This is a genomic window from Pseudomonas sp. GW821-FHT01A09 (assembly GCF_058986725.1).
This window is the reverse complement of record NZ_JBYSWB010000006.1, coordinates 55,544-77,504: the sequence shown is the minus strand read 5'-3', so window position 1 is coordinate 77,504 and position 21,961 is coordinate 55,544. Positions and strand designations below refer to the sequence as shown.

Below are 21,961 nucleotides of genomic sequence, written 5' to 3'. Positions count from 1 at the left end.
AGGTAAGATGGAGAGAATATAGGCTCTTCATACTTATAATTGGTCTCTCAAACAGGACCATCGATGATAAAAATTATCGCGCATGATATGGGAAGACCGATGAACCGCGCACACACCGCCCTTGATACGTTCGACCTCAAATTGCTGGATCTCGTCCAGCACAATAACCAGATGCCCATACGCGAACTCGCTGGGCACGTGAGTCTTTCTCTGCCCGCCGTCGCCAAAAGACTGCAGCGTTTGAGAAAGGCCGGGGTGATCGCTGCGGATATCAGCGTCCTGTCTCCCGAGTTGACGGGGGTCAGCACCACAATCATCGTCAACGTCTCGGTTGAAAACGAGGCCGTTGAACAACTGGATGAAATACGCGAAAGGTTTTTGCGCTGTCCCCAGGTTCAACAGTGCTACTACGTGACCGGCGATATCGACTTCATCTTGATCATGGCGGTCAAGGACATGAAAGAGTACGAGAGGCTCACTCGGGAGCTGTTTTTCGAGGGTGGCAATGTCCGCCGCTTCAGGACGTTTGTGACAATGGATCGTGTCAAGGTTTCGCTCGAACTAAGGCTCTGAAAAAGCTACGCCAGCCCCGGTTGAAAACTCCTTCTAGGCGTAGGCAATCGGGCCTTGCAAGCGCCCTGTAACGCCTTCAGAAAGGATAGATCTGCAAAGACCTGGAGGGGGATGCGCACAGTATCCCCGCGGTAGCAGTGCACGCCGCAGGCGGCTGATGCCAGTGGAACTGGTAGTGCAGCGTTCCACCGCAGCGCCGGGGAGCAGATGACAGGGCCGGCAGCGTCGATGCGCTGAACGGGAAACAGTTTTCCAGTTTCGACGCTGACAGAGCCCGTACCACTCCCTAGAGTTGGCGGGCACTGGTTGCATAATAATCAGGAATGAACATGCCCGCGTCCAATAGCCCTCTGCGCACCGACCTCAAGCTTTCAATGCCATTTTCTAACGTATTGCATCTGCCGTTCCCCGAAAAACTGCGGGCCACGCGCCTGGCTGGGTTCTCCCGGTTGGCCCTGCAGCCACAGGAAGTAAACCGTATCTGCTCGGCGGGCACGCCGCTGAAAACAATCCGGCAGATGGCTGCGGATGAGGGCATTGCCCTCAGCCGGCTCGACCCTCTATGCACCTGGAACCCGCACTGGCATCCCGACAACATGGACAAGGCCTTCGTCGCCGATCATTCGATGAGCGCCGAGGTTTTCTTCAAGCTATGCGAGACACTGGGCTGCAGCCATATGAGTCTTAACGCGACTTTCGCCCACACGCGCTATTCGCTCGCTGAACAAGTGGAGTATTACGCGCAGATCTGCAGTCGTGCAGCGGAGCATGGATTAGTGTGCGACCTGGAGCCGATCCCCATGTGGGGCGTCAGGTCACTTGAGCAGGCCTGGGAGATCATCAAGCAGGCGGGTAGTCCGAACGGTGGGCTAGTGCTGGATACCTTGCACTTCATGCGCAGCCATTCGAGCGTGCAGACTCTGGCGACCATTCCAGGCGCCCTGATCCACTGCGTGCAACTGTGCGATGGTGTGCACCCACTGCCAGCCGATGTCAGCCTCGAGGAAGATTGCTTCAACCGCCTATGGCCAGGGGAAGGCAACTTTCCACTGGCACAGCTCGTCGCGCAGCTCGATGCCATGGGCGCCCTTAACGAAGTGGGGCCCGAGGTGTTCTCGGCCAACAACGCAGCGCTTTGCGCCGAACAGGTGGCCAGCGCCAGTCGCGCGTCCCTTGCGCGCTATCCGGCCTTCGGCTAGTCACGACGAAGGCGGTCAATACGGGCCACCCTCGCCCTTCCCCCAGGAAACCACGTAGTCCACTTGATGGCGGGCGATCCTGCAATTGCCGAGTTCACCCTTGACCCGCAGATGCTCCGGGTGCACCGCGTAATCGGCCAGCGCCTGCGCCGACTCGAACTCGGTGTACAGCACCACGTCGCAGGCATAGTCGATGCGGCTGATATCTACGCCGACTTCCACCTTGAGCAGCCCTGGGATCAATCCCGCCAACCCCTCGAAGCGCTCCTTGAGGAACTGGCACGCGTCGCGATTGTGTTGCGGGGTGTCCCCGGCCAGGTTCCACATGACGATGTGCTTGATCATCGCTGCCTCCTTGCGATTCTGTTCAGCCTTGGCATATCAACCCTTGCTCTTCTGATAGACATCAACGAATACCGCCGCCAACAACACGGCGCCTTTGATCATTTGCTGGTAATCGATGCCGATGCCCATGATCGACATCCCGTTGTTCAGCACGCCCATGATGAAGGCGCCGATTACCACACCGACCACCTTGCCGACGCCGCCCGAGGCCGAAGCTCCGCCGATGAACACGGCAGCAATCACGTCCAGCTCGAAGCCGGTGCCGCCGCGCGGCGTAGCGCTGTTCAGGCGGGCCACGAAGATCAGCCCCGCCACCGCCGCCAGGACGCCCATGTTGACGAAGGCGAAGAAGGTCACGCGCGAGGTATTGATACCTGAAAGCTTGGCGGCCTTGAGGTTGCCACCCACGGCGTAGACCCAGCGGCCGATGACGGTGCGGTTCATCACGAAGGTGTAGATGCCGATCAGCACGCTCATGATCACCATCACCGTGGGGATGCCGCGGTAGGTCGCCAACAAGTAGCAGAAGTACACCAGCAGCGCTGCCACGACGCCGTTCTTCAACGCGAGCAAGGCTGCGGGTGCGGCAACCCCACCGCTTTTGACAGTGCGTCGGCGGCTGCGGTACTCGACCACCCAGAACAGCGCCGCTACGGCCACGCCAAGCAGCAGCGAAGTGATCCGCAGCCCCGGGTAGGCGAAGACTTCTGGAATGAAACCGGAGCTCAGCGCGGTGAAGGCTGGAGGAAAGGGCCCGATCGATTGCCCTTGCGAGATGGCGATGGTGGCGCCGCGGAAGATCAGCATCCCGGCCAGGGTCACGATGAACGACGGCATCCGCCACACCGCCACCCAGTAACCCTGCGCGGCGCCGATCAAGGCACCGGCCAGCAGGCAGATCAACGTCACGCTGAAGAAGTCCATGTGGTACTGCACCATCAGCACCGCGGCGATTGAGCCAATCACGCCGACCACCGAGCCCACCGACAGATCGATGTGCCCGCACACGATCACCATCAGCATGCCAAGCGCCATCACCACGATGTAGCTGTTTTGCAGCAACAGGTTGGTCAGGTTCAGCGGCTGCATCAGGGCGCCGCCAGTAGCGACCTGGAAGAACACCATGATGACGATCAAAGACGCCAGTAACCCGTACTCGCGCGCGCCGCGCTTGAGTGACGCCAGGGCCGTGGGTTTGGCAGAGATAGGCAAACTGACCTCGCTCATTGGAGCACCTCGTTTTGCATGATTGCTTGCATGATTTTTTCCTGGGAAGCCTCAGCGATCGGGAACTCGCCCACGAAGCGCCCCTCGTTCATTACATAGATGCGGTCGCAGGTGCCCAGCAGTTCCGGCATCTCCGAAGAGATCATGATCACCCCCCTGCCCTCGCTGACCACCTGGTTGACCACCCCGTAGATCTCGTATTTGGCGCCCACGTCGATGCCCCGCGTCGGCTCATCGAGGATCAGCACCCGAGGGTCCGAGAACAGCCACTTGCCCAGCACCACTTTTTGCTGGTTGCCGCCGGAGAGCTTCTCCACTGACTGCTCGACATCGGGGCTGCGAATACGCAAACGCGAGCGGTAGTCCATGGCCACCGCCGTCTCGGCCAGGCCATTGAGCACCCAGCGGCTCGATACGGCGGCGAGGTTGGCCATGCTGGTGTTGTGGGCGATGCTGTCGCCAAGCACCAGCCCGGCGCCCTTGCGGTCTTCGGTGGCGTAGGCCAGGCCCAGGTCGATGGCCTTGCGCACGGTGCTGACATTGACTTCCTGCCCTTCCAGCCGCGCCGTGCCACGGATACGGGTGCCGTAGGAGCGGCCAAATACGCTCATGGCCAACTCCGTGCGCCCAGCGCCCATCAATCCAGCGATACCGACAACTTCGCCGCTGCGCACGTGGAAGTTGATGTCGCTGATGCGATCGCGCCCTGGATGGTCAGGATCACCCACCGACCAGCCTTCAACCTCGAACAGTACCTTGCCGATGTTGGGCACCCGCGCCGGGTAACGGTCCGACAGCTCGCGGCCGACCATGGAGCGAATGACGCGAGCTTCGTCGATGCCGTCGGCGCGGCAGTCGATGACATCGACCGTACTGCCATCGCGGATCACCGTGATCTCGTCTGCCACGCGCCCGATCTCATTGAGCTTGTGCGAGATGATGATCGAGGTGATGCCGCGGCCCTTGAGCTCCAGCATCAGCCTGAGCAAGGTGTCACTGTCTTTTTCGTTGAGGCTGGCGGTCGGCTCGTCGAGAATCAGCAATCTCACGTCCTTGGCCAGCGCCTTGGCGATCTCGACCATCTGCTGCTGACCGATCCCGAGATTGGCGACCAGGGTTTGCGGCGGCACCTGCAGACCCACCCGTTTGAGCAGCTCGCGGGCCTGGCGGTGTGCCCTGTCCCAGTCGATCACGCCACGGGTGGCGATTTCATTGCCCAGAAACAGGTTTTCAGTGACCGACAGCATGGGCACCAGCGCCAGTTCCTGGTGGATGATGCAAATGCCCAGCGCTTCACTGTCGCGCAAATTACTGAATGCTCTGGGCGCGCCGTCGAAGATGATTTCGCCGCCATAGCTGCCGTGGGGATAGACGCCGCTGAGGATCTTCATCAGGGTCGACTTGCCCGCGCCGTTCTCGCCACAGATGGCGTGAATTTCGCCCTCACCGACCTTGAGGTTGACGCGGGTCAGCGCCTTGACCGGGCCGAAGCTCTTCTGGATGTCGCGCATGTCGAGAATAGTCTTGTTCATTGTCTCTCTCCTGCCGCTAGGTGGCCGCACGCGGCCACCTAAGGTGCAATCGGCTAGCGCAGCAGCTCCGGGGTGTAGAACTTGGTGTCGTCGACGAGAATTTTCTGCCAGTTGCTGCGATCAACCAGTTGCGGCGTCAGAAGCTGCGTAGGCACGACCATCGAACCGTTGTCATAGGACTTGGTGTCGTTGACGGTGACTGTCTTGCCGGTCATCTCGGCGTCCATCATCTGCGCGGCTGCATTGGCCAGTGCACGGGTATCCTTGAAAATGGTCGAAGACTGGTTACCGGCGATGATCGATTTGACGCTGGAGACCTCGGCGTCCTGGCCGGTGACGATCGGCATCGCTGACTTGCCACTGCCGTAGCCCACGCCGCGCAACGACGACACCACGCCGTTGGCAATCTGGTCGTTCATCGCCAGCACTGCATCAAGGTGGGCGGTGCCGTAGAACGCACTTAGCAAGTTATCCATGCGCGCCTGGGCCAAGGCGCCATCCCAATTGGGCGTGGCGGTCTTGTCGATGTCGATCTGGCCGCTACGCACCACCAGCTTGCCGCTGTCGATATAGGGTTTGAGCTGTGACATCACGCCGGCGTACACCACATGAGCGTTATTGTCGTCGGTCGACCCGGCGAAAATCTCCAGGTTGAACGGCCCCTTCCCCCCTTTCAGTCCAAGGCTGTCGACAATGGACTGCCCCTGCAGCACGCCGGTGCGGTAGTTGTCGAAGGTCACGTAGTAGTCGAAGTCCTTGGAGTTGCGGATCAACCGGTCATAGGAAATGACCTTGATGCCCTTCTCCTTGGCCTGTTTGAGCACATCGGCCATGGTCGTGCCGTCGATCGGCGCCACGATCAGACCCTTGATGCCCTTGACCATCATGTTTTCGATCTGCGAAAGCTGCGTGGGAGCTTCGTACTGTGCATATTGCAGGTCGGTGTCGTAGCCCAGCTTTTTCAAAGAGTCGACGATGCTACTGCCGTCCGACACCCAACGGGCTTCGGTCTTCGAAGGCAAGGCGATACCGATGGTCCCCTTGCTACTGCTGTCCTGCTTGGAACAGGCCACCACGGCCAGCCCAAGGGCCAAAGTCGCAACCAGCTTGATGATCTTGTGCATAGTGTCCTCAAGTTTTTTTGTTGTTGTCATTTCTCAGGGTGCAAAGCCCCGGCCGGCCCTGAAAACAGGGCCGGGCGCGAGATGGTCAGCGGGTGAAAAAGCCGCGCGCTACCAGGCCAGGTGAACTTCCTGACCGTTGGCATCAGCGGACTCGAACAGCGCTTCGAGGATCACGTTGATGTGGTGAGCCTGGCTGGCCGGCACTGTCGATGGCGCGCCAGTGCGCAACGAGTTGACGAAAGCGGCGGCTTCGCGGTCGAAGTACACCGGGTTGCCGATCTCGGCGACTTCCGGTGAATAGACGGTTTTGCGCACCGCCCAGATCTCCGGAAAGCTGTTCTCGTTCCAGTGCGTCCAACCTTGCTGATGGCCGTTTTTGCCGTCGTGGTAGAGCTTGTACGAGGCCGGCATTGGCGTCGAATGCATGATCCCGTGGGTACCATAGGCGGTGATATCCCAACTTTCGGTCCAAGGCGTCGGGTCCCACGACATGAAGTCGATGGTCACCAGTTTGTCGTCGTAGTTGAGCACCGCACCGACCGCGTCTTCGCGGGCCGAATCACTCATCTGCCCGGCGAACTTGGTAATGCGTGCGTTCACCGAGTTGGGCTTGCCGAAATGCAGGAGGATGCGGTCGATGGTGTGGCAACCGATCACGTAGAACGCCCCGCCGCGATCGCCCGGCTGCTTCATGTGGTTGGTGTCGGCCTCGTCGTGGGAGCAACCGGCGTGGGCGCGAACCTGCAGCACCTTGCCGATTTCGCCGCTTTGCAGCACTTGCTGCATCTTCTCTACCGACGGTGCATAGCGCCAGCAGTAGCCGACCTGGAACAGGCCGCCGGTGCGCTCCACTGCGTCGACGATACGGGTGGTGTCGTGGCTGCCCCGGCCGGCCGGTTTTTCACACAGTACTGCCTTGCCGGCTTCCAGTGCTTCAATCGCCCATTCGGCCATCAGGTAGCTTTTGGGATGCACAAGCACCACGTGCACATTGGGGTCAGCAAGAATGTCTTCCTTGCTGCGCGCCTGTAATTCCAGCGCGTCGCAGAACGGTGCCAACAATGGGCTGTCATCGTAGGCACCGAGAAATTGCACATCAGCCATGCGCTTGAACGCTTTCACGCGCCCGGAGGTATGAGGGTGGGTGATACCCAGGCAGGCCACCCCGAGGGTAGTGCCCTTTTCGATCTGGTAAGACATGACGAGTCTCCTGAATATTCTGATCCGACTGACCGCCGCACCGCGCCTGGCTTACAGGCGAACGGCCCGGCCGGTTTTCACCGACTCGACGGCCGCATCCGCCAATTGCAAGGCCTTGAGGCCGTCCTGCACCGAAGTCGGCAGCGGCTTGCGGTGTGCCAGGGCGTCGATGTAGGTATCCAGTTCGGCCTTGTAGGCTTGCTGGTAGCGTTCGAGGAAGAAGTTGAGCAGCGGCTCGCGGGCGTCGGTCACCTGCTCGCTCCAGCGGCGAATGGTGGTCGGGCGCAGGTTGTCCATCTGCAACATGCCCTTGGAACCATAGACCTCGATGCGCTGGTCATAGCCGTAGACGGCCTGGCGGCAGTTGTTGATATGGCACTGTTTGCCCGAGGCGGTCTGCATGTGCACCATCGCGGTGTCGTAGTCGTCGTACTTTTCCATCATCGCCGGGTCGACCAGGCGACTGCCGATGGCGCTCAGTTCAACTGGCTCTTCGCCCAGCAACCAGCGGCCGATGTCCAGGTCGTGAATGGTCATGTCGCGGAAGATGCCGCCCGAGTGCTTGATGTACTCCTCAGGCGCCAGGCCCGGGTCACGGCTGGTGATGATCACCTGGCGCAGTTCGCCGATATCGCCGGCGACGATGGCGTTGCGCATTTGCGCGAAGGTGGTTTCGAAACGGCGGTTGAAGGCCAGCATCACGCGGCCGTTCAACCGCTGGACCTCTTCGACGGCGGCCAGGCTCTTGGCCATGTCGAGGTCGATCGGTTTCTCGCACAGTACCGCCTTGCCCTGGCGCACAGCGCGCAGCATCAGGTTGATGTGCGTGTGCGTCGGCGTGCCAATGACTATGGCGTCGACATCCGCGCGGTCGATCGCCGCTTCGCAATCGGTCATGGCTTGCGCGCCTAAATCGTCGGCCAGGCTGGCGGCAGCTTCTTCGAAAGGGTCGGCCACGACCACCAAGGTAGCGAACTTGCTCGCCGCTACGTTGGCAGCGTGAATCTTGCCGATACGGCCGGCGCCCAGAACTGCGATACCCACCATGATTATTTCTCCACGATATGATTATTGGTTGTTATTGAAAGAACAGCGGGTCATGCCGGAAACTTGATGTTTTCAAACTGGGCCAAGGTGGTATCGAAGGCGCGCTTGGCGGCCACCTCCAATGGCAACTTGCGGCATTCGGCGCTGATCAGTTCAACGCCCCATGGCCCGCGATAACCGATATCGACGATTTGCTGAATGAACTCTGGAACATCCAACTGGCCATCGCCGCAGAATTTACGATGGTGGGTCGAATCATTGAACAGCGATTCGACGATGGTGTGGTTGGCGTCGTCCAGTTCGATGGACTTGACCAGTTCCAGCGGTAGTTTGGCGATCTCGTCGAAACTCATGCCTCCACGGGCGACATGCCAGGTATCTACCAGTACACCACCATTGGGGCGCACGCCCTCGGTGACGGCGATCGCGCGGTCGATGGTGTCGACACTGGAAAACGGCAGGAACTCGATCACCACGTTGACGTTGTAGGGCTGGGCGCGGTCGCACAGCACGGCGAAGGTGTCACGCATCCGCGCCACGTCGGGCGGGCCTTCCTCGAACAGGCCGCCGGCTACCTTCAGGTTGCGCGCGCCCAGTTCACCGGCAATCTCCAGCAGTTCGTCACGAATGCGATCGGACACATCGCGTACTACCCCGTCCAGGTGCCAGTCGGTGAGGAACTCGACCTCTAGGTGCTTGATGCCATTGTCCTTGAAAATACTGCGCATGGTCGGCAGGCCGAGCTTGGCGACGTTGTGCTGCAGGTCTTGGTAGACCAACCCCATGCCGCGCCAGCCTGCCTTTGCCGCCGCTTCGGCGCGCGCCTGCAGGGAAAACGGACTGATTTCGCTCGGCGCACCGGGGTAGGTGTCGCCCGCCAGGGTCCAGTACGCAGCCAGTAACTCAACTTTGTTTTTATCGGACATGACTTTCACTTCTGGAAGTAGTTGAACAGCGGATGTTCGGTATATCAGTTTGGGGTCAGGACAAAATCCCAATTCACCGCTAAAAACGGCACCTCCAGGTCGTAGCGTTCGGCTACGGCCGGGTCGGTCTGGGTGGTGAACTGGGCGATCAGTTCTTTCTTGACGCCGAAGACTGTGTCTTCGTGCAGGTACGGGCAATCCGGCGTGAAGATGTGGGTGATGACCTGGTCATAACCCGGGGCGGTGACGATAAAGTGCAGATGCGCCGCTCGGTTGGGATGGCGCCCCAGGCTGCCAAGCAGCTTGCCCACCGGGCCATCGGCCGGGATCGGGTAGTGCCGCGGCTTGACGGTGCGAAACGCATAGAAGCCGTCGGCATCGCTGGTGAACAGGCCGCGCAAGTTGTACTGCGGCTGCACACCCTTCTGCTGTACGTCGTAGAAGCCGTCGTCGTTGGTCTGCCAGATGTCCAGCGTCGCGCCGGCGATGGGTCGGCCCTCGGTATCCAGCACGCGGCCGCTGACCAGGGTGGGCTCACCCTTGCCGTCAAGGCAGATGTTGGCGCCATTCTCGTACCGCGGCGCATCGGCCACGTAGAAAGGACCCAGGATGGTGTTGGGTGTGGCGCCGCTGGGACGGCGATGGTTGATCGCATCCACCAGCATGGTCACCCCCAGCACGTCCGAGAGCAGAATGTATTCCTGGCGCCAGTCGGTGCACATCTGGCCGGTCTTGGTGAGGAAATCAATGGCCGCGAACCATTCTTCATGGGTGGGTTCGATTTCCTTGACCGCCGCGTGCAGGTGGCGAGTCAATACCGACATCACTTCCTTTAACCGTGGGCTGGCCGCCTCGGTGATACGAGCATTGACGATCTCGGCGGAGCGTTCTTCCTCGAACAGGCCGCCAATTGGCGTTTCGGCATCCAGATGCGCAGTCATCGCGTGTACTCCTTGCTTTTTATTCGTGAAATTCGGCGCGGCCAGTTGGCCATCCGCCGGCGTCTGCCGCGGCGCTGCTCAATAAGCCCTGGCTTCGCCAGCCACGCGCTTGCCGCCGCTGAGGCGCTGCTCCATCAGTGTTTCGATCTCTTCGAGGCTCAAGCCCTTGGTTTCAGGCAACCACAGGGTGCAGAACAGGATCGAGCCGATGTTGATGACCGCGAACAGAAAGAAGGTCATGCCGCCCAGCACGCTCAGCAGGATCGGGAAAACCATGGCGACGATGGCGTTGAATATCCAGAATACGCCCACCGCGATGCCATTCATCAACCCCCGTGCATGGGTGGGGAACAGCTCGGACATCAGCAGCCAGTAGACCGGGCCGATGCACATCTGCATGAAGAACAGGAACAACAGCACACCGCCGAGCGCGAGGTAGCTCTGCATAAGGGTGTGGGGCAGAAAGTTCACTACGCCGCCCAGGAAGATCTGCGCGAATACCACCACAGTCAGGCCCATCAGCAGCATCGTGCGACGGCCCATGCGGTTGATCAGCCACATGCCGACCAAGGTCGCCAGCACAGACACCACGCCGTTGCCGATGGTTGCGATGAGTGCGGCGTTGGTACCCATGCCGGTTTCCTTGAGGATCATCGGGGTGTAGTACATGAAGGCGTTGACACCGGTGAACTGGATGACGAAGCCCAGGCCGATACCGATACCCAACAACTTGAGCATCCACGGCTGCTTCAGTTTGCTCCAGGCACCCGAGTGCTTCTGCTCGACCTTGTGCTGGGCAATCATTTCGCGCATTTCCTGGTCGACTTCGCGCTGCGTATCGCGGATACCGGTCAGGGTGGTCTTGGCTTCGGCGATGCGGCCTTTGCTCACCAGCCAGCGCGGCGAGGTGGGCACGAAGTACATGCCGATGTACAGGAGTACCGCCGGGATCAGGGCGATCGCCAGCATGTAGCGCCAGATGATCGGGCTGTCGAACAGGTGAGCCAGGCCGGCGCTGGCAACGTAGGCCAGGCATTGGCCGGAGACGATCATCAGTTCGCTCTGGCACACCAGCCGTCCGCGGTGCCGGGGTGCCGCCAGCTCGGCGATCAACACAGGTACGGTGGAGGATGCACCGCCCACGGCGATACCGAGAATGAAACGGGTAATGACCATGATGGTCAGGTCGGGGGCGCAGGCGGTACCCAGCGCACCCAAGGCAAACAGCAGGGCCAGGCCCTTGAGGACCCCCAGGCGGCCGTAGCGGTCGGAGAGCTGGCCAGCGAACAAGGCACCGAAGGCGCCACCGAAGATCAGCGCCGAGGCCACCAGGCCCTCGGAAACAGGGGTCAACCCCAGGCCACCCTGTGCGGCATCGAGCGTCATGAACGGCAGCGCGCCGGAAATGACACCTGTGTCATAACCGAAACCCAACGAGCCCATGGTAGTGATGGCGGCGATGCGCCAAAGAATCTTTGCCGAAGCACTGACAGCGGTCGGAGAACTGGACATGAGGTCAACCTTATTGAAATTGTATGTACGCTCAGTGGGAGTGAGATTACTGCCAATGAAACGGAAAACAAATGCTTGATCGGCAAATGTGTTTTCCGCCTGATGGAAAACCGGAGTTGCCACCACGGGGTTGTCCATGACCCTGTGGCAGCGCTCCGGTGATACCTTGCGGCCGCTTTAGAACTTGGCTTGCAGCTTCAGGCCAGCGATCAGCGCGGCATCGACTTCATGCACACCGCCCGGGTTTTTCACGTATTGCAGGTTCGGGCGAACGGTCAGCCAGTTGGTGACGTGCACGCCGTAGTAGATCTCGCTGCTGATCTCATTGCGCTGTACTGGTACGTAGCCCGGATCGCTGTAGTCGTTGATGCCGCTTTGCTGGTTGGCCAGTTCGGCACGCTTGCGAAAGGCCGGGTTGGTATGGACCTCGGCGATACCGATCCCCAGCGCGTCCTTCGGCCGATCATCGAACAGGCCCTTGTAGACGATCCCCGCCTGGATGAAATGGTCAACCTGGCTGGTGGCCTTGTCGTGAGCGGTGAGGTTGGCGAACACCGATAGCCCGCGCAGGGGATCGCCGTCACGAGCGGTCAGCTGCTGCTGAGCCACCAACCAATACCCATGGCGACTGGAATGCTGGGCGAATGCCCCACCGCTGACGGGCTGCGGGTTGCCGTTGCGGTCGTCCAGCACGTCGTTGGCGTTGGCGGTACTTTTGTAGTAACCGAAGCGATACTCGCCCGGCAATCCGCCCGGTTTCGGGCTCCACACCAGTTCTGCGGGAATGATCATGCCCTTGGCGCCACTGCCGCTGAGCTTGAACCCATTACCGGTTTCCAAGTACGAAGGGTTCTGTTCGAAGACACCGACCTGGGCATACCACTGGGGCGCGAACTGATAGCGAACCCGCGTGGCCCATTGGCTGACAGGCCAGTTGTACCAGATGTCGCCAATCCAGTTGGCGGCCTGAGCACCACAGAATGGCGTGCTTTGAAAGTCGCAAGGGAAGCTGTTGAAGTCAGAGCCTTCGTCGAAACGGCCGGCCTTGATGTCCAGCGCGCCATCGAGCCAGGCCTTGCTCCACCACATTTCGGTCAGGCGCCAGGTCTGGCCCCGGCCGTAGACTTCCTGTGAAGACGAATAGCCACCCACACGCGGGTCGGCGATACGGTCGTTGGTCAGGTTGCGCCCGTCACGCTCAGTGATGGTCAGCTGGAACTGAGAGTTGTCCCAGCCCAGCAACTTCTGCAGGTCGGCGTTCAGGCCGACGGCGTACTGCTCGGTCCAGCGGGCTGTGTGGTCCTTGTCATAGCCGCCATGGGCGTTGGCAGCCATCTCGCCGGTGTAGCTCAGTTGCACATCGATACCTTGGTCGAGCCATCTGCTGCGTACGCCACCCCAGTCCCCGGTCGCCCAACGCGAGTCACTGGAAAATGCGCTGTTATCGGCATGGGCGAAACCGGGAAGCAGCAGGCAAAGGCTGGCCGCAACCGTGCTCTTGGCAAAGTTTTTCATGGGAAGACGTTTCCTTATTGTAAGTATTATTAAAACGCGCAGGCGCGCAGAAGCGCCCTTGGAACGGCCCGAGTCATTACCTTCAATAGACCGCCGAGTGCGGGCAATAGACCTGAACTGCGAGGCGGATCATAGGGGCCGCCCCGTTCAGGCACTACCCTTGAAAAATATAAAAGTGTATTTCGGTGGTGGAAAACTGACTAACGCGTCCAATAACGTTCGTATTGATGTTCATTGAATTGCGCCAATAGAAAATCAATGAATACTCGCAGTTTGGTCGGCATATAGCGGCGGCTCTGAAAGGCCATGTTGATGGTCAGCCGCGGCAGATCCCAGTCATCGAGCACGGGAATCAGGCGCCCCGCCACCAGGTCCGCGTTGATGATGTACTTGGGCTGCACCAGGATACCGCCGCCGGCGAGCGCGGCAGCCCGTACGATCTGCCCGTCGTTGGTCTCCAGGATGGGCTCGGCCTTGTAGGCGATCTCTTCACCGTCCCGGGTAAAGCGCATCACCCTTGGCTGGTTGGCGTGGCTGTAGATCAGCAAGTCATGGCTTGCCAGATCTTCGATGCTGCGTGGCGTACCCTTGCGCTGCAGATAGCCCGGTGAAGCCGCCAACACCCGGCGGGTTTCGGCCAGGCGGCGAATGGTGATGTTGGAATCGGGCTCGTATTCCTTGGTGCGGATGGCTAGGTCGATCTCGCTGTCAATGATGTCGAAATAGCGGTTCTCTCCTAGCACCTTGATGTTGATGTGCGGGTACAGCTTGCGAAACGCAGGAATCAACGGCGCAATATGCAACATGCAGAAGGAAATCGACGAAGTGATGGTCAGCGTACCAACAGGCTGGACCAGCGACTCGCTGAGCGATGCCTCGGCTTCCTTCAACTCACCCAACAGGCTTTTGCAGCTGGTATAGAACTGGTGGCCGGAGTGGGTCAGCGCCAAGCGTCGAGTATTGCGGTCGATCAAGCGTACGTTGAGGCGCTGCTCGAGGGCGACCAGATGCCGGCTCGCGGCGGCGTTGGACAAACCCAGTATTTCCGCAGCCTTGCTCAAGGTACCAACTTCTGCGGTCAACACGAACAACTCCAGTTCGGTAAGGCGATCCATGGTGCACTCCTTTTCTTATTTTTTCACAGGTGAAATAAAGAATTCCACAAGCGGTCTTTTATAACACTCTGCGGAACTATAACGTGCGGCGCTACAGGCTGAGAAGTGCCCGCGTCTGGCAACGTGCGAGTGCCGGCGCCCCTGTACAGTTATAAAAAGATCGGGAGTAACCATGCGCAACCTGGACGAAACCACCATCACCCAAGCGGTGTTGGCCACGCATCGCGACGCCAGCGATGCGCGCTTGAGCGAAGTCATGACCAGCCTCGTGCAACATCTGCACGCCTTCGCTCGAGACATCCAGCTTAGCGAGCAGGAGTGGCGAAACGCAGTGGTGTTTCTAGAGCAAGCCGCGGCGGCCAGCACTTCCCAGCACTCTGAGGTGGCATTGCTTTCCCATGCCTTGGGCCTGACCACACTGGTGCTGGCGCAGAACCGCAAGCGTCCCGCAGGCTGTACCGAGGCCGCCGCCATAGAGGGCCGCCCTGCTCTGCGGGCTCAAATGTTCGACCTGGGAGCAGATATCACCCCTGGGCAGCCCGGCCCCAAAGGTTGGGTGCAGGGCATCGTTCGCGACAGCCATGCCAGCCCTGTGCCCTATGCCACCTTGCAGGTCAGTGCCTCAGGCTTCAGCGACGCTGGCCCGGCTCTATTGCAGGCCGACGCCCATGGCCATTTTCGCTTTCGCACCAGCCTGCCCCGTAGCCAGCGCGTTGTTGCCGAGGGGCCAGTCGATTGGATGCTGGCTGCGCTGGATCGCCCCGCCTGGCGTCCCGCGCATCTGGAATTCGTGATCGGCGCGGCCGGTTTTCGGCCGTTGGCGACCCTGGTGTTCCGCGAAGGCGACCCGCACCTGGCAAAGGATGCACTGTTTGGCGTGCGTGCCTCGCTGGTCGCCGAGTGGCAGCCACACCCCGCCGGCACCGCGCCCGATGGCACGCCGAGCCTTGAACCCTTTCACACACTGTCGTTCGATTTTGTCCTGGCACACGAATGATGCTTTACGGATGACTGCTACCGACCACCGCGCCGATGGCCAGGCTTGAAGCGCAGCCCTATCCCGCCATGCCACAGGAGAACACTCCCATGTCCACACCCGACTTCGTCTATAACGGCCAGCCCTCACGCGTCATCTTCGGCAAAGGCTCACTGAAGCAACTGGAAGCGGAAATCGATCGTCTTGGCGCTCACCGCGCACTGGTGCTTTGCACCCCGGAGCAACGCGCCCAAGCGGAACACGTTGCCAGCCTGCTAGGCGGCCGCGCCGCCGATATCTTCGATAAAGCGGTAATGCACGTGCCCATCGAAACCGCACGCGAGGCCCGTGAAGTGGCGCGCAAACTGGGCGCCGATTGCGCCGTGGCGATTGGCGGCGGCTCTACCACCGGCCTGGGCAAGGCCATTGCCATGGATTCCGGCTTGCCGATCCTGGCGATCCCGACTACCTATGCGGGCTCCGAAATGACACCGGTGTTCGGCCTCACCGAAAACGGCCTCAAGCGCACCGGCAAAGACCCCCGCGTGCTGCCCAAAACCGTGATCTACGACCCTGAGCTGACCCTGAGCCTGCCACTGGACATGTCGATCACCAGCGGCATGAACGCCATCGCCCACGCCGCAGAAGGTCTGTATGCGCAGGATGGCAACCCCGTGATGTCATTGATGGCCGAGGAAGGCATCCGTGCCCTGGCGCAGGGCATGCGCAGCATCCATCGCAACCCCGAAGACCTCGATGCCCGAGGCGATTGCCTGTATGGCGCGTGGCTATGCGGCACCGTCCTGGGCAACGTCGGCATGGCCCTGCACCACAAGCTGTGCCACACCCTGGGCGGAAGCTTCAACCTGCCCCACGCCCAGACCCATACCATCGTGCTGCCCCACGCCATTGCCTACAACCAGACGGCGGCACCACATCTTGAGCGTATCAAGCGCGCGCTCGGCGCCGAGAACGCCAGCCCGGCCGCAGCGCTGTTCGACCTGTCCAGCTCGCTGGGCGCGCCAACCCGCCTCAAAGACCTGGGCCTGACCGAAGCCGACCTCGACCGCGCCACCGACATCGCGCTGTCCAACCCCTACTGGAACCCGCGCCCGATCGAAGCCACGGCAATTCGCCAGCTGCTGCAGGATGCCTACGAAGGCACCCGTCCGCGGTGACCTGCGCTGCGCAGGGCATATTGAGCGACGCCTCGATCTGCAGCGGTGACGAGGCCATAGGCCCGGTTTTCCAACCTGCCGATATCGCGGGATATGCATGAACACATGGCGCGCATCGACCTGCAGGTCGACGCGCGCCATGATTTTCCGTTCTGCAAGCAGCTGACGCAGCACTCCGGCTTGTCGCGCGAGTCGGGAATGATGACTGGCACCGTAATCGACCTCGAACAAGGCTTGATCGGCTGCAGTGAAGCCACCGCCCCGCGCCCTGACCACGCGTTGAGCCTGCAGGAGCCGCCCACTTTTGCGGTGGCGCACGCCGACATGCCACCTGAATCGGGGGCCGACGATGCTGCTGCCGTTCTCGCAGCATTGCGGCCTGCTCGGCGCCTGAACCTGGCGATGGGGTTGCACGCCGCACTGGTCGCTCTTAGTTCTCGGCGCTCGGCAGGCCAGCTTCGTGATAGAAGGACCAAGACATTGATTTGAGAATGCTTATCAATTATCTTGCGCGTTTCTATTGCGGGGCAGGCCATGAGCAAGGATCTCGGGTTGTTGTATGCGCGGCACCACGGCTGGCTTAAAGGTTGGCTATACCGCCGCCTCGGCTGTTCCAGCCAGGCCGCGGACCTGGCGCAGGATACTTTCCTGCGCCTGCTCGTGGCCCGCTGCAAAGGCAATGAACGCACAGAATTCGAACGGCCACGCGCTTACCTGGCCACCGTCGGGCGACGCCTGGTCTATGACCATTTGCGCCGCGTATCACTGGAGCAGGCCTACCTCGACACCCTGGCCCTGCTGCCCGAGCCGCTAGCCATTTCCCCCGAGCAGCAGTGGTTGTTGCGTGAAACCCTGCTGCAACTGGACCGCTTGCTGGATCGCTTGAAACCGATAGTGCGCACGGTGTTTTTGCACGCTCAACTCGATGGCCTGACCTACGCGCAAATTGCCCAGCAGCTAAGTATCAGCGAGCGCACGGTGCGGCGGCACATGGTCTGTGCCTTTGAAGCCTGCATCCTGCTCGAGGGCGATAGCTGATGGGGCCCCCTGACTTGCCAATCAGCCGCGCCGTTGCGCGGCAAGCGGCCGAGTGGATGATGCGCCTGCATGGGCTACCGCCTGGCTCTGCGCAGCAGCACGCCTGCAGCCAATGGCGCGCCGCGCATCCCGATCACGAACGTGCCTGGCAGCGAGTGCAACGGGTACAGCAGCAACTGGGCGCCCTGCCGCCAGCGCTGGCAATGGGCACCCTCAACCGTGAACGGCGCCAGGCGCTCAAGACGCTGCTGGTGCTGGCCGTGACGCTACCGGTTGGTTACCTGGGCTATCGCTGTGGAGCCGCCCAGGGCTGGGCCGCCGATTATCGCACCGGTGTCGGCGAGCGCCAGCAAGTGACGCTTGCCGATGGCAGTGTGGTGAGCCTCAACACCGACAGCGCTATCGATGTGCGCTTCGACGCGACACGGCGCTTGATCCAACTGGTGCGGGGCGAAATATTCATCGTCAGTGGCACCGACCGCAGTGCCAGCCAGCATCGCCCGCTGCGTGTGACCAGCGCCGATGGGGTGATGGAGCCACTGGGGACGCAATTCAACGTGCGCCAGTTCGACGCCGGTACGCAGCTGGCGGTACTGGAGGGACGGGTCATGGCGACGCCGCACCACGCTGATTTCCAGATCGTCGAGGCAGGCCACATGGTACGGTTCGATCGCCACGGCTTCGGCCCGCTGCAACCCGCGCCGGCGCAGCTCAGCGGTTGGACAAGGGGTCGACTGGTTGCCGACGACCTGCCGCTGGCAGACTTCGCGCGGGAATTGGGGCGTTACCGTATCGGCGTGCTGCGCTGTGATCCGAGCGTCGCCGGGTTGCGCATCAGCGGCGGTTTTCAGTTGGACAACAGCGATGCGATTCTCGCCGCGCTGCCCACCACCTTGCCAGTGCGGGTGAGCTACCGCACGCGGTATTGGGTCACTATCGGCCGCGCATGAAGCTTTTTTGGCCGCTTTTTCCGGCTCGTCAGTCCTTAGATATGAATCTGCCATAACTACAGGACACCTCGTTCGATGATCCCGACTGAACACCGCGCTGGCACCCCCCTGGCCATCTCACTGCTGACGCTTGCGTTACTGGCGGCGTCGCCCGCTACCCTGGCGGCCACCCTCGACGCGCCGCAGCACTACAGCATCGCCGCCGCCAGCCTGGCGCAAGCCCTCGCCAATTTCAGCGCCGAGGCGCAGGTAACGGTGCAATACACGCCCGAGCTGACGCAAGGCCTGCGCTCGCCGGGCGTGACCGGTGACTTCAACGTCGAAGCCGCCCTGGCTCAAGTGCTCGCCGGTTCGAATCTGCAGGCGGTGCGTCTGCAGGACCGGGTGTACGGCCTGATCAAGCGCTCGGCCGACAGCGCCGCAGTCACTCTGGACACCAGCGTGATTTCCAGCACCTCTGTGAACGACGAAACCACCGAAGGCAGCGGCCGCTATACCGCTGGGCCCAGCCGCACGGCGACCAAGTTGCCAATGTCGCAAAAAGAGACGCCGCAATCAGTCAGCGTGATCACCCGCCAGCAGATGGACGATCAGAACATGCAATCCCTCGAAGACGTCGCCAAGGCGACCACCGGGGTGCGCACCGCCAAGGATTTCGGCAGCGAACGCTCGCGCTATTTCTCGCGCGGCTTCCAGGTCAACGACCTGCAGTACGACGGTGTGCCGAGCAGCATTTCCGAGAGCTATTCCATGGACGTGACTTCGGTCAACAACATGGCTATCTACGACCGCGTGGAAATCGTGCGTGGCGCCAACGGCCTGCTGCAAGGCGCGGGCAACCCCTCGGCCGCCATCAACATGGTGCGCAAGCGTCCTACGGATACCTATCAGCTCAAGGCTGAAGTGGGCGCCGGGTCCTGGGAAACCTATCGCGCGCAGATCGACGTCGGCGGCCCTCTCAACGACCAGGGCACCCTCCGTGGCCGCACGGTGCTGATGTACAACACCGGCAACAGCTCCGTCGACAAGGCCGACAAGGATAATCAGCTGTTTTACGCCATCGCTGAAGCGGACCTCAGCGAAGACACCACGGTCAGCCTGGGCACGGTCTTGCAGAAGGATTACCACGGTGGCTACGACTGGGGCGGCCTGCCGACGCGCACCGATGGCAGCTTTTATCCCTTCGCCCGATCAACCTCGTTCGCCACCGACTGGATGCACTTGAACAAGATCAACCGCACGGTGTTCGGCGATGTGAAGCACCGTTTCAACGAAGATTGGAGCCTGACGGTCAACGGCATGCTCAATTGGTCGAACGCCGATTTCCTCGGGGCCTATGGCTACAACATGGGCAACGACCAGATGCGGCTGTACACCAACGACACCAAGTACGACGACGAGCAGATCAACCTGGACATGGCCTTGAACGGCGCCTTCAGCGCTTTTGGCCGCAAGCATGAACTGGTGTTCGGCACCACCGCGCGGCGCGACCGGTTCATCAACGATTCGCGTTACAACAACAACTCGGCGGTGGTCGATATCCTTGATTACAGCGCGTCGCAACTGCCGCTGCCGACCTACGCCTACGACCGTATTCGCTATCGCACCCTGCGCAAGGACAAGGGCCTGTACGCCGCGACACGGTTGAATCCGGTGGACGACCTGCACCTGATTCTAGGTAGCCGCCTGAGCTGGGTCGACTACGATGATGGCAGCAACGTCTACAAGGAAAACAATAAGGTCATTCCCTACGCGGGGATCGTGTACGACCTCACCCCGACCACCTCGGTCTATGCCAGCTACACAGATATCTATCGTCTGCAGAGCAACTACGGGGTCGACAACAGCCTGTTGAATCCCATTACCGGCGAAAACTACGAAATCGGCCTGAAACAAAGCCTGTTCGACAATCGCCTCAACACCAGTTTCGCGCTGTTCGAAGTCGACCAAAGTCATATGCCCGAGGCGGTGGCCGGCACCTTGCGCGTGTGCGGGCCGAGCCGCGCATCGACCTGTTATGAAGAAGGCGGCAAGGTACGCTCGCGTGGTTTCGAAGCAGAGGTCAGCGGAGAAGTGCTGCCGGGCTGGAACGTCATGAGCGGCTATACCTACAGCCACGCGGAATATGTGGCGGGCACCAAGAAAGGCCAGGACTACGCGACCGATACCTCACCCCAGCGCCTGTTCAAACTGGCGACCATCTATCAATTGCCCGGCGCGTTCGACGACTGGCGAGTGGGTGGGGATCTGTATCACCAGAGCAGGATATATCGCAACGCGGTAACGCAGGGTGCCTATAACCTGGTCAACCTGAATACTCAGTACCGGATCAACCAGAACCTCAGCGTTCAGTTGAACATCAACAACGTGTTCGACAAGACGTACTACTCCTCGATCTATGACGTGAACCTGGGGAATTATTACGGTGATCCACGTAATTTCGCGGTGACGTTGCGGTATCAGAACTGAACAAGCGAAGTTCACCTTCGAGAGACTGTCGCCGTACGTGCGCAACCACTACTGGCGTCAGGCGCTCGATTCGGCAGTCGCGTCTCTTGCACTGGCTGATCGCCGGTGCAAGGGCCTCAATGGCGACGCTTACCAGGAACGACGGGCGCGGCCGGAAAGCTCCGGCATCGAGGCCATCGGGTAGAAAAAATCAGAGCCAATCCGCGGATGCTCATCACCTAGAGCCCAGGATCATTTCAGCGTTGGATACACCGCCCCCCAATCCCGCGCCCAACAGCAGCCATGGGAATACCCGGCGCGCTCGATCACCTGGGCATGGCGCATCTGCCCGGTAAAACCCCTCACCAGTGCCGGCGGCACGACCCTGTCATCGCTACCGACAAAATGCCATTGCGGCAGATCGCGCAGGCGAGCGATCGCGGCCATGGGATCCAGCGACCCCGCCAACGGCGTCACCCGATGAAAGCGCGCCCAGGCTTGTATATCGACATTGCCCGCCACGGTGATCCAGGCCCTGACATCCCGCCGTCGTTCGGCCAATAACGCGGTGATCGCGGCGCCGCCGGAATAGCCCACCAAGACCACGCTTTGCGCATGACGTTGCTGTTTCAGGGAGTTGATCGCTTGATCCATGGCATCCAGCACTTCGCCACTGAAGCGCTTGTCGGTCCAGTAGGCGCTCTCGCAGCGAGCATCTGCCTTGAGGGTGTACTGGCAGGGCCGGGCCAGATAGACCGCGTCTCCCAACGGCTGCGCAACGGCCATGGCCAAGACCATGGGCTGCGTGGGGGTCGGGTCATCCGAGGGGGTGGAGCTATCGAACCAAGCCAGGCCATCGCCTTCGACGTACAGGGTCAGCACAGTGCCGGTGGCAGGTTTGCTGGGCACCCAGGCTTGCAGGGTGAAGGTCGAGGTATGCAGCACTTGCGCCCGCCACCCCTGCCCCGCCGCCACGTCGCTCGCGCGTTGCACGCGAGCATCGAGGTCCGGCAGGCTGCTGCAACCCTGCAGGAGCAGGGTGCAGCACAGGGCGACAGTGGCAAGCAGGCTGTTGGGCACGGCTCATCTCCTTAAAAAACAACCGCGCCCTACCA

19 protein-coding genes and 1 pseudogene are annotated in these 21,961 nt (G+C 61.0%); 8 read left to right on the top strand and 12 right to left on the bottom strand.

All coding sequences use genetic code 11. The features are described from left to right. The first annotated feature begins 63 nt into the window (after nucleotides 1-63). Nucleotides 64-573 (top strand): Lrp/AsnC family transcriptional regulator, encoded by a 510-nt coding sequence (locus tag AC3WJP_RS09650; protein WP_493720685.1) that lies wholly within the window; start codon nucleotides 64-66, stop codon nucleotides 571-573. Nucleotides 574-902: 329 nt separating this feature from the next. After that, on the top strand, nucleotides 903-1,772 hold the full coding sequence (locus AC3WJP_RS09645) for a sugar phosphate isomerase/epimerase family protein (RefSeq protein ID WP_493720684.1): 870 nt from the start codon (nucleotides 903-905) through the stop codon (nucleotides 1,770-1,772). Between the two features lie 15 nt (nucleotides 1,773-1,787). Here the strand turns inward: AC3WJP_RS09645 and AC3WJP_RS09640 are convergent, their stop codons facing one another. The 11 genes from AC3WJP_RS09640 to AC3WJP_RS09590 all read right to left on the bottom strand — a co-directional run bounded on the left by AC3WJP_RS09640 (nucleotide 1,788) and on the right by AC3WJP_RS09590 (nucleotide 14,256). Further along, nucleotides 1,788-2,117, bottom strand: coding sequence for a Dabb family protein (locus AC3WJP_RS09640; protein ID WP_493720683.1), 330 nt, complete (start codon nucleotides 2,115-2,117; stop codon nucleotides 1,788-1,790). Between the two features lie 36 nt (nucleotides 2,118-2,153). Next, nucleotides 2,154-3,344, bottom strand: a complete 1,191-nt coding sequence (gene mmsB / locus AC3WJP_RS09635) for a multiple monosaccharide ABC transporter permease (RefSeq protein ID WP_493720682.1) — start codon at nucleotides 3,342-3,344, stop codon at nucleotides 2,154-2,156. After that, nucleotides 3,341-4,876 carry a multiple monosaccharide ABC transporter ATP-binding protein gene (gene mmsA, locus AC3WJP_RS09630; RefSeq protein ID WP_493720681.1) on the bottom strand — a complete coding sequence of 512 codons (1,536 nt, stop codon included), beginning with the start codon at nucleotides 4,874-4,876 and terminating at the stop codon, nucleotides 3,341-3,343. The genes mmsB and mmsA overlap by 4 nt, the downstream gene beginning before the upstream one ends. A 53-nt stretch (nucleotides 4,877-4,929) precedes the next feature. Further along, a complete protein-coding gene (gene chvE / locus AC3WJP_RS09625; protein ID WP_493720680.1) occupies nucleotides 4,930-6,000 on the bottom strand; it encodes a multiple monosaccharide ABC transporter substrate-binding protein in 1,071 nt (356 codons plus the stop codon). Nucleotides 6,001-6,108: 108 nt separating this feature from the next. Continuing rightward, the gene (locus AC3WJP_RS09620; protein WP_493720679.1) at nucleotides 6,109-7,200 is read right to left on the bottom strand and encodes a Gfo/Idh/MocA family protein; all 1,092 of its coding nucleotides are present in this window, start codon (nucleotides 7,198-7,200) and stop codon (nucleotides 6,109-6,111) included. Between the two features lie 51 nt (nucleotides 7,201-7,251). Then, nucleotides 7,252-8,247, bottom strand: a complete 996-nt coding sequence (gene iolG / locus AC3WJP_RS09615) for an inositol 2-dehydrogenase (RefSeq protein WP_493720678.1) — start codon at nucleotides 8,245-8,247, stop codon at nucleotides 7,252-7,254. 50 nt (nucleotides 8,248-8,297) lie between these two features. After that, the gene (locus AC3WJP_RS09610) at nucleotides 8,298-9,173 is read right to left on the bottom strand and encodes a sugar phosphate isomerase/epimerase family protein (protein ID WP_493720677.1); all 876 of its coding nucleotides are present in this window, start codon (nucleotides 9,171-9,173) and stop codon (nucleotides 8,298-8,300) included. Between the two features lie 44 nt (nucleotides 9,174-9,217). Further along, entirely contained in the window at nucleotides 9,218-10,114 is an 897-nt protein-coding gene (locus tag AC3WJP_RS09605; protein WP_493720676.1) for an intradiol ring-cleavage dioxygenase, read from the bottom strand. A gap of 78 nt (nucleotides 10,115-10,192) precedes the next feature. Then, a complete protein-coding gene (locus AC3WJP_RS09600) occupies nucleotides 10,193-11,626 on the bottom strand; it encodes a sugar porter family MFS transporter (protein WP_493720675.1) in 1,434 nt (477 codons plus the stop codon). A gap of 177 nt (nucleotides 11,627-11,803) precedes the next feature. Further along, entirely contained in the window at nucleotides 11,804-13,159 is a 1,356-nt protein-coding gene (locus AC3WJP_RS09595) for a carbohydrate porin (RefSeq protein WP_493720876.1), read from the bottom strand. A 182-nt stretch (nucleotides 13,160-13,341) separates the two neighbouring features. Next, nucleotides 13,342-14,256 (bottom strand): LysR family transcriptional regulator, encoded by a 915-nt coding sequence (locus AC3WJP_RS09590; RefSeq protein ID WP_493720674.1) that lies wholly within the window; start codon nucleotides 14,254-14,256, stop codon nucleotides 13,342-13,344. 172 nt (nucleotides 14,257-14,428) lie between these two features. Here AC3WJP_RS09590 and AC3WJP_RS09585 point away from each other — a divergent pair, with 172 nt between their 5' ends. The 6 genes and pseudogenes from AC3WJP_RS09585 (at nucleotide 14,429) to AC3WJP_RS09560 (ending at nucleotide 20,867) form a co-directional block, all read left to right on the top strand. Further along, nucleotides 14,429-15,253 carry a dioxygenase gene (locus AC3WJP_RS09585; RefSeq protein WP_493720673.1) on the top strand — a complete coding sequence of 275 codons (825 nt, stop codon included), beginning with the start codon at nucleotides 14,429-14,431 and terminating at the stop codon, nucleotides 15,251-15,253. A gap of 89 nt (nucleotides 15,254-15,342) precedes the next feature. Continuing rightward, the gene (locus tag AC3WJP_RS09580) at nucleotides 15,343-16,410 is read left to right on the top strand and encodes a maleylacetate reductase (protein ID WP_493720672.1); all 1,068 of its coding nucleotides are present in this window, start codon (nucleotides 15,343-15,345) and stop codon (nucleotides 16,408-16,410) included. A 180-nt stretch (nucleotides 16,411-16,590) separates the two neighbouring features. After that, nucleotides 16,591-16,698 (top strand): annotated as a pseudogene (locus AC3WJP_RS09575) (short-chain dehydrogenase); the annotation flags it as partial. Nucleotides 16,699-16,944: 246 nt separating this feature from the next. Further along, nucleotides 16,945-17,448, top strand: a complete 504-nt coding sequence (locus AC3WJP_RS09570; protein ID WP_493720671.1) for a sigma-70 family RNA polymerase sigma factor — start codon at nucleotides 16,945-16,947, stop codon at nucleotides 17,446-17,448. A 14-nt stretch (nucleotides 17,449-17,462) separates the two neighbouring features. Beyond that, complete coding sequence (locus AC3WJP_RS09565; protein WP_493720670.1) at nucleotides 17,463-18,398, top strand: FecR domain-containing protein; 936 nt, start codon at nucleotides 17,463-17,465, stop codon at nucleotides 18,396-18,398. Between the two features lie 75 nt (nucleotides 18,399-18,473). Next, nucleotides 18,474-20,867, top strand: a complete 2,394-nt coding sequence (locus tag AC3WJP_RS09560; protein ID WP_493720669.1) for a TonB-dependent siderophore receptor — start codon at nucleotides 18,474-18,476, stop codon at nucleotides 20,865-20,867. Nucleotides 20,868-21,098: 231 nt separating this feature from the next. Here the strand turns inward: AC3WJP_RS09560 and AC3WJP_RS09555 are convergent, their stop codons facing one another. Further along, a complete protein-coding gene (locus tag AC3WJP_RS09555; protein WP_493720668.1) occupies nucleotides 21,099-21,926 on the bottom strand; it encodes an alpha/beta hydrolase in 828 nt (275 codons plus the stop codon). Between the last annotated feature and the right edge of the window lie 35 nt (nucleotides 21,927-21,961).

Excerpts from the sequence above, each read along its gene's own strand:
- AC3WJP_RS09650 (WP_493720685.1), top strand. The coding sequence starts at position 64 with ATGATAAAAATTATCGCGCATGATATGGGAAGACCGATGAACCGCGCA.
- AC3WJP_RS09645 (WP_493720684.1), top strand. The coding sequence starts at position 903 with ATGCCCGCGTCCAATAGCCCTCTGCGCACCGACCTCAAGCTTTCAATG.
- AC3WJP_RS09640 (WP_493720683.1), bottom strand. The coding sequence starts at position 2,117 with ATGATCAAGCACATCGTCATGTGGAACCTGGCCGGGGACACCCCGCAA.
- mmsB (WP_493720682.1), bottom strand. The coding sequence starts at position 3,344 with ATGAGCGAGGTCAGTTTGCCTATCTCTGCCAAACCCACGGCCCTGGCG.
- mmsA (WP_493720681.1), bottom strand. The coding sequence starts at position 4,876 with ATGAACAAGACTATTCTCGACATGCGCGACATCCAGAAGAGCTTCGGC.
- chvE (WP_493720680.1), bottom strand. The coding sequence starts at position 6,000 with ATGCACAAGATCATCAAGCTGGTTGCGACTTTGGCCCTTGGGCTGGCC.
- AC3WJP_RS09620 (WP_493720679.1), bottom strand. The coding sequence starts at position 7,200 with ATGTCTTACCAGATCGAAAAGGGCACTACCCTCGGGGTGGCCTGCCTG.
- iolG (WP_493720678.1), bottom strand. The coding sequence starts at position 8,247 with ATGGTGGGTATCGCAGTTCTGGGCGCCGGCCGTATCGGCAAGATTCAC.
- AC3WJP_RS09610 (WP_493720677.1), bottom strand. The coding sequence starts at position 9,173 with ATGTCCGATAAAAACAAAGTTGAGTTACTGGCTGCGTACTGGACCCTG.
- AC3WJP_RS09605 (WP_493720676.1), bottom strand. The coding sequence starts at position 10,114 with ATGACTGCGCATCTGGATGCCGAAACGCCAATTGGCGGCCTGTTCGAG.
- AC3WJP_RS09600 (WP_493720675.1), bottom strand. The coding sequence starts at position 11,626 with ATGTCCAGTTCTCCGACCGCTGTCAGTGCTTCGGCAAAGATTCTTTGG.
- AC3WJP_RS09590 (WP_493720674.1), bottom strand. The coding sequence starts at position 14,256 with ATGGATCGCCTTACCGAACTGGAGTTGTTCGTGTTGACCGCAGAAGTT.
- AC3WJP_RS09585 (WP_493720673.1), top strand. The coding sequence starts at position 14,429 with ATGCGCAACCTGGACGAAACCACCATCACCCAAGCGGTGTTGGCCACG.
- AC3WJP_RS09580 (WP_493720672.1), top strand. The coding sequence starts at position 15,343 with ATGTCCACACCCGACTTCGTCTATAACGGCCAGCCCTCACGCGTCATC.
- AC3WJP_RS09570 (WP_493720671.1), top strand. The coding sequence starts at position 16,945 with ATGAGCAAGGATCTCGGGTTGTTGTATGCGCGGCACCACGGCTGGCTT.
- AC3WJP_RS09560 (WP_493720669.1), top strand. The coding sequence starts at position 18,474 with ATGATCCCGACTGAACACCGCGCTGGCACCCCCCTGGCCATCTCACTG.